The organism is Pseudomonas sp. RU47 (genome assembly GCF_004011755.1).
GTDB lineage: Bacteria > Pseudomonadota > Gammaproteobacteria > Pseudomonadales > Pseudomonadaceae > Aquipseudomonas.
This window is the reverse complement of sequence record NZ_CP022411.1, coordinates 2,802,096-2,811,400: the sequence shown is the minus strand read 5'-3', so window position 1 is coordinate 2,811,400 and position 9,305 is coordinate 2,802,096. Positions and strand designations below refer to the sequence as shown.

The following is a 9,305-nucleotide window of genomic DNA, read 5'->3' as shown; positions in this document are numbered from 1 at the left end:
GGCAGCAGCCCTAAGGCTGCTGCCATTTCATTGTGCGTGTAGCAGGACTTACAAAGGACGACCCACGCCGTTGCAGACGCTGGCGTTGTTGATGTCCAGGTTGTTGCCGGAGGAGTTGGTGATGAAGTTGGCGGTCACAGCGTTTTTCCAGTTGGTTGGAACCGGAATGAAGCCGTGGGCAGCGGTAGCAACAGCGTTGCCTGGAGTGCTGTAGTGCTGGGTCAGGAAGGCCTTCACGTCAGCGGCAACAGCGGCGTCCTTGTAGCACTGGCCGAAGATGAAGTTGGTGTAGGCCGCCATGGCATAGCCGGTCCCTGGGTTGGCTACGACCGGTACCCACTGCGCCGGGTTGGATGGAGTGGCTGGCAGAGCAGCCGATGACAGGGCAGCATTGACGTTGGCGCTGGTAGGCTGAACACCGTTGATGCGCGCCACTACGGCGTTGCTCGACGCGTTCACACCGTCCGGACCGACATAACCGATCGAACCGTTTACAGCGTTCACGGCGGTAGCGACGTCAGCCGTGTTGACCACACCTACCCAGTTGCCCGGCAGCGGAGAGCCACCCAGACGAGCGCTGGTAAAGGTAGTGTTGACGGCGAACTGGCCAGGGCACACCGAGTTCAGGTGACGAGTGAGAATTTCAGTGGTGCCGCTGGAAGCCGTGCGATAGACCACGCGGATCAGGGTCGGGTCGGTTTTGGCGTCGTTGTTGAGCAGTTCACCCCAAGTGGTCTTGGCACCGGACAAGGCGTCGCACAGTTGCGCGCTGGTCAGGTTGAGGGTGGTGTTGCCAGTCTTTTTGTAAGGGATCGCTACCGAGGTGGCAACCGATGGCAACTGAATCAGCGGGCCGTAGGAAGTACCGAAGTTGGCGGTGTAATTGCTGAGTTCCGTAGCGTTGAGAATCGAATCGCTGGCAGCGAAGTGCACAGTGCCGGTGGTGCCGAATTGCGAAGCGGTGTTGGAGAGGAAAGCACTTTTGCCGATGCCGCTACCGGTTACGGCGTAGCTGAAGTTGGCAGGCAGGATGCTGTTGGCAGAACCTTTGTACAGAGCGGCAGGCAGTGAAGCGCCACCACCGGTTACGGCCATGGCCTGGGCGGATGCCAGAGCGGCGACGGTCAGTGAGGCTGCGATCAGAGTGCGCTTGAACATGAAGAATCTCCTTTTCAACTAGGTTTGGGAACACAGGTTTTCGGGTGACTTGCATGACACTGGGAGGACTCACCGGGGCCCTCGCTAGCGTTGGCCTTGGTTAAGTCGCACTGAGAAATTCGCAGTTTCCGGTGACAGATAAAGGAAAAAACCTCGGGAGCTGAGAGCTGTTTCCGAAGGGATTTTCTCGGGTGTTTGTCGGGTGTCGTGCAGCGTCTGGATTGGGGGTTGTGCTGAATCGGGCTGGAGGCGTTGGCGGGTGGTTGCAGATGACAGAAAGGAGAACCCGAGGATGGTTCTTTTGAGGGTCGGGTGATGCTGAAGCCCTGGAAAAAAATCTGGATTTTTTGTTGCCCCGACTGAACTCTTCGCGAGCAGGCTCGCTCCCACAGGGATTGATGTTGTTAATGCAATTGACTTAACACCACAGAACACTGTGGGAGCGAGCCTGCTCGCGAAGGGGCCCGATCAGACACCATCAAAACCGGCTACTGGACCAGTTGATTGATCTCAATGATCGGCAACAACACCGCCATCACAATCACCAGCACCACCCCGCCCATCACCACAATCATCAGCGGCTCCAGCAATGCCGTCATGCCCATCGCCCGGCGTTCGATATCTCGCGACAGGGTCTGCGCCGCACGCTCAAGCATCGGTGGCAGCGAGCCGGTTTTCTCGCCACTGGCAATCAAATGAATCAGCACCGGCGGGAATACGTTCTCCACCCGCAATGCAGCGGCAAGGTTCACGCCTTCACGCACCTTCGCCGTGGCCTCAGTGACACTCAAACTCAAGCGGTCATTGGACAAGGTCTGCCGCGCCGCTTCCAGCGCACGCAACAACGGCACCCCGGCGCCGCCGAGAATCGCCAACGTCGAGGCGAAACGTGCGGTGTTCAGACCAAGGATGAAACGCCCGAACAGCGGCAATTTCAGCACCCGATGATGCCAACTCAAGCGCGCCGCCGGATTACGCAAATACAGGCGCCAGCTCCAAAACGCGCCGGCCATGATCCCTGCGCACAGCCAGCCCCAACTGCGAATGAAATCACTCGCGTTGAGCATCGCCAAGGTCAACCCCGGCAAATCCTGCCGCGCCTGGGAAAACGCGCTGACCACCTGCGGCACCACGTAACTGAGCAGAAAAATCACAATGCCGATCGACACCAGCCCAACCACGCCCGGATAAATAAACGCAGTGAGAATCTTGCCGCGCAGGTTGTTGCGCTCTTCGATGTAATCCGCCAGCCGTTCCATGACCTGCGCGAGATCACCGGACTCTTCCCCTGCCGCAATCAACGCGCGATAAATCTCCGGAAAGTCCCGTGGCCGTGCGGCCAACGATTCCGCCAGACGCATACCGCTGCGCACATCCGCACGTACGGCGCTGAGCGTATGGGCGATGTGTTTTTTCTCAGCCTGCTCGACCGTGGCACTCAGCGCCGCTTCCAACGGTAGACTCGCGCCCAACAGACTCGCCAGTTGCCGCGTGGCCCAGGCCAGATCGTTGTCGGAGAGTTTGGCGCTGAACAGTCCGCCACCGCCGTGCTGAGCGACGTTGCTTTCCTTGTGCACCGACAGTGCGGTCAAACCGCGCCCGCGTAATGTTGTGAACGCGGCAGCCTGGCTGTCCGCCTCAAGGTGCCCGGATTCGATCTTGCCGGTGGCATCGGCGGCTTCAAAACGGTAGCGATTCATCAGGCGTCCCGTGTTACACGCAAGATTTCTTCAGGCGCAGTGGCGCCGCTGCGAATCCAGCGTTCACCGTCCTCTCGCAGGCTGAACATCCCGGTCTTGCCGGCTGATGCGCGCAGAGCCTGCTCCCCTGCCCCTTGATGGATCAGTGTGCGGATATCGTCGTCGATGCAGAACAATTCATGGATGCCGGTGCGGCCGCTGTAGCCGGTTTGATTGCACGCCGGGCAACCGACCGGGCGCCAAGTGCCGGGCGCAGCGGGGTCTTCTTCCTTGCATTGATTGCACAGCCGCCTCACCAGTCGCTGCGCCAAAACCCCGAGCATTGAAGACGCCAGCAGAAACGGTTCGACGCCCATGTCGATCAAGCGGTTGACCGCCGATACCGCGTCATTGGTGTGCAAGGTTGCCAACACCAAATGCCCGGTCAGCGAGGCCTGCACGGCGATTTGTGCGGTTTCGAGATCGCGGATTTCGCCGATCATGATGATGTCCGGGTCTTGCCGCAGGATCGCACGCAAGGCCAGGGCAAAGGTCATGTCGATCTTGGCGTTGACCTGAATCTGGCTGATACCCGGTAGATCGTATTCCACCGGATCCTCGACGGTGAGAATGTTGCTGGTGCTCGCATCGAGCCGTGCCAGTGCCGCGTAGAGGCTGGTGGTTTTGCCGCTGCCGGTTGGCCCGGTGACCAAAACGATGCCGTGGGGCTGGCGGATCAGGTGATCAAGTTTGGCCAACACCTGTGCGTCCATGCCCAACGTTTCCAGATGCAGGCGCCCAGCCTGTTTGTCGAGCAAGCGCATCACCACCCGTTCGCCATGGCCGGTCGGCACGGTTGAAACACGAATATCGATTGGTCGACCGGCCACCCGCAAGGCGATGCGACCGTCCTGCGGCAGGCGTTTTTCGGCGATGTCGAGCTGGGCCATGATCTTGATCCGCGACACCAGCGCACCGTGTAACGCCTTGCGCGGCGAGACCACATCGCGCAGCGTACCGTCGACGCGGTAGCGCACCACTGAATGGGTTTCGAAGGGCTCGATGTGGATGTCGCTGGCCTCATCGCGCGCCGCTTGCGTGAGTAAGGCATTGATCATGCGAATCACCGGCGCGCCGTCCTGAGTGTCGAGCAGGTCGGTGATTTCCGGCATGTCCTGCATCAGCCGATCGAGATCAACTTCGTTTTCCGCAGCCCCAACCACCGCCGCTGCACTACCAGTGTCGGCATAAGCGCTGGCAAGCAAGCCATCAAGTTCGTCATCACGCACCCGCTGAATCGTGGTCGCACCAAACTGACGCCGCGCCTCGCTGATCGACCAGCCCGGCGTCGACGGGCAAACCGTCAGCACGCCATCGCACAACAGAATGCGCTGCGCCTTGGCCCAGGCGTAAGGCAGCGAACTCATTGGATGGGCACCGCTTTGATGGTTGCGCGTGGGCCGGAACTCGGTAACACCGCCGGCACACCTTGCGCCGCCGTCGGCAACTGCGGCGCCTGCATGTCCGGCATCGCCCAGCTGCGTTCCGGCTGCAAACCACCCTGAGCGCGGCGCATAAAGTCGTAGCGATTAAGGGTGATGCTGCGCCCCGCTTCGCTGTCGCGAATGATGTACGGGCGCAGAAAGACCATCAGATTGGTCTTGGTAATCGCCCGGCGCTCGTTGCGAAACAGTGCGCCAATCCCCGGCAGGCTGCCCAGCCATGGCACCGCGTCGTTACTCTGGCTGTAGCCGTCCTGCAGCAACCCACCGAGCACCATGATCTGCCCGTCATCAAGCAGGATGCTGGTATCGATCGCGCGTTTGTTGGTGACAATCCCCGCCGACGTCGAACTGGCCGAAGCCCGCTCATCAATGCTGCTGACTTCCTGATAGATATCGAGCTTCACCGTACCGCCCTCGGAAATCTGCGGGCGCACATTGAGCTTCAAACCCACTTCTTCACGGGTCACCGTCTGAAACGGGTTGTTGCTGGTGCCCCCGCCGCCAGTCACGTAGCTGCCGCTGACAAACGGGATGGTCTGGCCAACAAAAATACTCGCCGCCTCGTTGTCCAGGGTCAGCAGGTTCGGCGTCGACAACACGTTGGTGCCGCCCTTGCTCTTCAACGCCCGGGCCAGCACTTTCAGGTCGAGAATCTTGCCGATGCCGGGGATATCGACGGTGCCGTTGACGTAGCCCAGATTCAACCCTTGAGGCAGTACGTCGATGCTGGTCTTGCCGTTGGTGTTGATCCCAGAACCACCCAGATTCGCCCCGCCGATCACGCCATTACCACCGAGATTGCCGGTCTGCCACTGCACGCCAAACTCACTGGCATCGTCCTCGCCGACTTCAACGATCAGGCTCTCGATCACCACTTGCGCACGGCGCTGGTCGAGCAGATCGATCACCTCGCGCAGGTTGCGATACAACGGCTCCGGCGCGGAAATCAGCAAAGTGTTGGTGGTGGCGTCAGCCTGAATGGTCACGCCGCCGGCACTGAAGGCGACGTTCTGTTCGCTGCTTTGCGCGCCGCCGCTACCGGTTGCGCCGCCACTGCTGCCCTGCGCGTAACTGCCACCCGTGCTGCCGCTGCTGTTGGTGGTCGAGGTGCTGCCGCTACTTTGCGTGCCGCTCTGGCCATTCTGCCCAGCGCTGCCACCGGTGCTGCCGCCCATCGCACTGAGCACCGACCGCGCACTGTCACTGGTGCCGCTGTCACTCTCACCCGTCAGCAAACCGCGCAGTGCCTGCGCCAGTTTCGCCGCTTGGGCGTTACGCAGATAAACCACATGCAGATTGCTCGGATTGCTCTGCGCGTTATCCAGTTTGTAAATCAGATTACGTGCCAGCTCCGTGCGCTCCGGACTGCCGGCGCGGATGATGATGGTGTTGGAACGCGGGTCACCGATCACCGCAATTTTCTGCGTCGGATCATTCCCCGGTGCATCGAGCAAATCCGCGACCATCGGCGCAATGTCAGCAGCGATGCCGTTCTGAATCTGCACCACGTCGGTGTCGATCGCACTCGGCGAATCAATGCTCGCAATCAACTGCGCAACGCGGGTCAGGTTCTCGGCGTAATCGGTGATGACGATGGTGTTATTGCCCGGATAGGCGTTGATCGGATTGTTCGGCGAAACTATTGGCCGCAGCACCGGAATCAGGTTCACCGCGTTCTCGTATTGCAGACGAAACGTACGGGTGAGCATGCCGTTACCCGCCGGTTTGTCAGCGCTGTAAATCGGCCCGCCGAGCAACTTCGCATCCGCCTCCGGCACCACCTGCGCCACGCCGCCGACATCAACCACACTGAACCCCTGCATGCGCAACGCCGCCAACAACATGTCGTAAGCCTGCCGCGCCGGCACCTGACCTTCCGAGACCAGCGTCAACGTGCCCTTCACCCGAGGATCGACCAGAAACTGCTGACCAGTCGAACGCGACAACGCGCGCACCACCGCCTGAATATCGGCGTCGACAAAATTCAGCGTCACCGGTTGATCGCCCAGCGGATTGCTCGGCAACGCGATGCCCGACGACGACGTGCCGCCACGCGCACTCTTGCTGATGTTGTGCAATTGCTTCGGCGCCGGTCGCGCCTGAGCCTGCGCGCGCTCGCGATCGAGCACCGCGTCGCCGCTGCGCTGGGTGTTGGCCAGCGGCCGGCCCAGTTCACTGTCGACGAGCAGCGGCGGCTGATTCTGTGGCGCGGTGGTGTTGCTGCACGCGCTCAACGCCATCAGCAGCATCGGCAACGCCAGACGTGCCGGTTTGGATCCTGACCCCTTCATGAAGCTTCCTTAGCGCCCAGCGCCTGATCCATGCGAACGGTGCCTGACAAAGTGCCGGCAGTGACTTCGGTCGAGGGGTTGTCCGCGCGTTGCAAACGGGCCTCGACCACTTGCAGAGAAAGTTGTGCCGGGTTGCTCAACAGCCAGTCGAGCACGGCGTCGGCCGGCGCCGCGTCGAAGGTCAACTGCCAGACGCCCTGTGCCTCCTGTAATTGGTAATGCCCCGCCAGGCCGCTGGCCTGCAGAGTCTGCTCCAGCGACTGCGCCACGCTCTGCCCCTCCGGGCGCACGCTGACTTCGCGCAGCAGCACTTCCAGCGCCTCAGTCTGCGCGCGCAGCTTTGGCGTCTCGGTTTGCCAATAGGTGATTTTCTTCAGCGGCGGCTGGATCAACGCGACCCACAGCAGCAGCCCGATCAGCGCAACGGCCATGCCGGCGACCATGCGTTTTTCGCGCAAGGCCAACGGCTGCCAACGCGCCTGCACCTGAGCGTTAAAGCGTTGCCACTTGGCGCGGTAAACCGCGAGCGAGGCCTTATTCATCTTCTTCTGCTCCACCGCTGTCATCGCTGTCGCTTGGGCTGGCTTCAGAGGCCGGACGCAAGGTCCAACCTTCATCATCTGCCGCAACGCTGATGCCGGCCTGGGCCAAGGTGCTTTGCCACTCCTGATCATTGCCGCCGCGACGGGCCTCACTCAGCAGACTCAGTTGCAAGACGCCGTCGACAAATGTCAGCCGCTCGACACTGCCAGCCATCGACGGCATGCCGCTGCCGGCCTGCAACACCAGACGATTGAACGTCTGCGCGGGATCATCCGCCGCGCCCTTCTGCCGCGCCGCCAGTTGCTGACGGGCCTGTTGCAACGGGTTGAGGACTACCGGCAACTCGGGGAAGGCCTGCTTTACCCGCAGGTTCATCTGGGTTTTCAGTTGCTGGCCCTGCCCGGCCTCGCGAGCGGCATACAGGTTCAAACCGATCACCCACACCGCCACGGCCAACGCAGACAAACCAATGGCTCGGCCCCAACCGCGATGCTCGGTTTTTTGTTGCTGGACCGCGCCATGCAGCCCCCAACCCGGAAGCGGCCCGGTCCAGCGCTGCGCATCACTCATCGGCAATTCGGCGCCCGGCGGCGGTTGATCCCCGATCCAGTGAAGAGTCGCACCCGGTTCCCAAACAACACCGTCGAGGCCGTCATCAAACAACGGCTGCACCCGCGCCGCTTGCACACTGTCGCGCAACAACAAATGCCCGTCCTGCACGCACGCGACGGTGCCGGGCAACACCGGCAAACTGTAAGGCGCCGGGTAGAGTCCGCGCAGGTTCAGCCCAGCGCTTTTGAGCAACTGGCCAAAACGCAATAAGTGCTGCCGAGGCGCCCAGGCGATCTGCACCTGACCGGCCTCGTCCCGCGCGCTGTGCGCGATGTGCATCTCGCTGCTGTCGCCCAGCATCAACGCCTGCGCCGCACACTGCACCGCCGCGACAATCTTGTTGGCGGGCAACGGCGGTAAATCGAGACTCGCCAACAGACTGTCGGCCGGGTGCAGAAAACACACCAGCGGCGGCAGTTTCGACTGCTGACTCAACTGGCTCAGACTGTGGCGTTCTTCCCGCGTGACCTGACCTTGACGATCCAGCCAGGCGCAGTGCAATTGACTGTGCAGATCCAGTTCCGCCAAGGGCGGCAACGCCACCTTCAACTGGCTCATACGCCCACCCGCGACCAAATCACCTGCGGCAAGCGGTCCTGGCTGCGATGCAACAACGCCTCAAGACTGACCCGCCGCTGATCGCGCCGCGCCTCACCGCGCAATCGAAACCAGTCACTGGTGATGCCGACCTTGACGCTGGTCAGCTCCAGTTGCGGCATGCGCAAACGGTTAACGAAATCGCCACGATTGATAAACCAGCGCCCGGCATCACGCTCGGCGATCAGCGCATTGGCACGCTCCAGCGACAGCCCCGGCACATACGCGGCCAACACTGGCGCGGTGGCGGTGTTGCCGTTGAGCCAAGTCGTCGCCGGAATCACCGTCAGGAACGGTGCCAGTTTGCCCATCACCGCCTCATTCACGCCGTCCAGGCTGCGCAAATCATCAAGGCTGCGCAGCATCGGCATTGTCGGATTCTGCGGTTTGTGTGAAGCGTTTGGCGAGGTCGCGCGACCACTGTCGAAACCACTTTTCGGCGCCTCGGCCATCTGCGGATTCAGCAGTCGCGGGTAGGAAGCAATCACCCGCTGACTGATGCGCTGACTCAACCCGGCACTGACCCCGATCAACTCGCACAAGCGCTGAAAAGCCGCGACCTGCGCCTCATCCACCCGCTCGTTGGCCACCAGATTACGCAGGTTGAACTTGCCCTGCTCATCCTCGAGTCGCCCTTCAAAACCTTGCGCGGAGAGACGCTGCGCCCACGGCTGATCGAGCCGGGTCAACGGGTCGCGCTGACGTGCGTCCCACAACAATTGACGGCTGATCTCCAACCCGCCCAGCACCACCCAGCGCCCCTGCACGCGCTGCTGATCCGCCTCCAGCGCCCGGGTCGACACGCTCTGGCGCGTCAACATGCCCGCCGCAATCACCGCCACCACGGCCGCAATCAACAACGCGCTGATAATCGCCATGCCCTGTTGCTTCGCCCCCTCAGGCGAGCGGCTGTTCATGGC

Annotated in this window: 7 protein-coding genes; all 7 read right to left on the bottom strand. The window is 61.7% G+C overall.

The window, feature by feature from the left end:
• Nucleotides 1–48 precede the first annotated feature (48 nt).
• Complete coding sequence (locus CCX46_RS12840; protein WP_095049840.1) at nucleotides 49–1,158, bottom strand: substrate-binding domain-containing protein; 1,110 nt, start codon at nucleotides 1,156–1,158, stop codon at nucleotides 49–51.
• Between the two features lie 488 nt (nucleotides 1,159–1,646).
• The gene (gene gspF, locus CCX46_RS12835) at nucleotides 1,647–2,858 is read right to left on the bottom strand and encodes a type II secretion system inner membrane protein GspF (RefSeq protein WP_016985711.1); all 1,212 of its coding nucleotides are present in this window, start codon (nucleotides 2,856–2,858) and stop codon (nucleotides 1,647–1,649) included.
• Entirely contained in the window at nucleotides 2,858–4,264 is a 1,407-nt protein-coding gene (gspE, locus tag CCX46_RS12830) for a type II secretion system ATPase GspE (protein WP_127926988.1), read from the bottom strand. The genes gspF and gspE overlap by 1 nt, the downstream gene beginning before the upstream one ends.
• Entirely contained in the window at nucleotides 4,261–6,633 is a 2,373-nt protein-coding gene (gene gspD / locus CCX46_RS12825; RefSeq protein WP_127926985.1) for a type II secretion system secretin GspD, read from the bottom strand. The genes gspE and gspD overlap by 4 nt, the downstream gene beginning before the upstream one ends.
• Nucleotides 6,630–7,175, bottom strand: a complete 546-nt coding sequence (gene gspM / locus CCX46_RS12820) for a type II secretion system protein GspM (RefSeq protein WP_127926983.1) — start codon at nucleotides 7,173–7,175, stop codon at nucleotides 6,630–6,632. Before gspM ends, gspD begins: the two co-directional genes overlap by 4 nt.
• Nucleotides 7,168–8,346 carry a type II secretion system protein GspL gene (gspL, locus tag CCX46_RS12815; protein ID WP_127926981.1) on the bottom strand — a complete coding sequence of 393 codons (1,179 nt, stop codon included), beginning with the start codon at nucleotides 8,344–8,346 and terminating at the stop codon, nucleotides 7,168–7,170. The genes gspM and gspL overlap by 8 nt, the downstream gene beginning before the upstream one ends.
• Entirely contained in the window at nucleotides 8,343–9,302 is a 960-nt protein-coding gene (gene gspK / locus CCX46_RS12810; RefSeq protein ID WP_127926979.1) for a type II secretion system minor pseudopilin GspK, read from the bottom strand. The genes gspL and gspK overlap by 4 nt, the downstream gene beginning before the upstream one ends.
• Between the last annotated feature and the right edge of the window lie 3 nt (nucleotides 9,303–9,305).

Coding starts and splice junctions, on each gene's coding strand:
- CCX46_RS12840 (WP_095049840.1), bottom strand. CDS start 1,158: ATGTTCAAGCGCACTCTGATCGCAGCCTCACTGACCGTCGCCGCTCTG.
- gspK (WP_127926979.1), bottom strand. CDS start 9,302: ATGAACAGCCGCTCGCCTGAGGGGGCGAAGCAACAGGGCATGGCGATT.
- gspF (WP_016985711.1), bottom strand. CDS start 2,858: ATGAATCGCTACCGTTTTGAAGCCGCCGATGCCACCGGCAAGATCGAA.
- gspD (WP_127926985.1), bottom strand. CDS start 6,633: ATGAAGGGGTCAGGATCCAAACCGGCACGTCTGGCGTTGCCGATGCTG.
- gspM (WP_127926983.1), bottom strand. CDS start 7,175: ATGAATAAGGCCTCGCTCGCGGTTTACCGCGCCAAGTGGCAACGCTTT.
- gspE (WP_127926988.1), bottom strand. CDS start 4,264: ATGAGTTCGCTGCCTTACGCCTGGGCCAAGGCGCAGCGCATTCTGTTG.
- gspL (WP_127926981.1), bottom strand. CDS start 8,346: ATGAGCCAGTTGAAGGTGGCGTTGCCGCCCTTGGCGGAACTGGATCTG.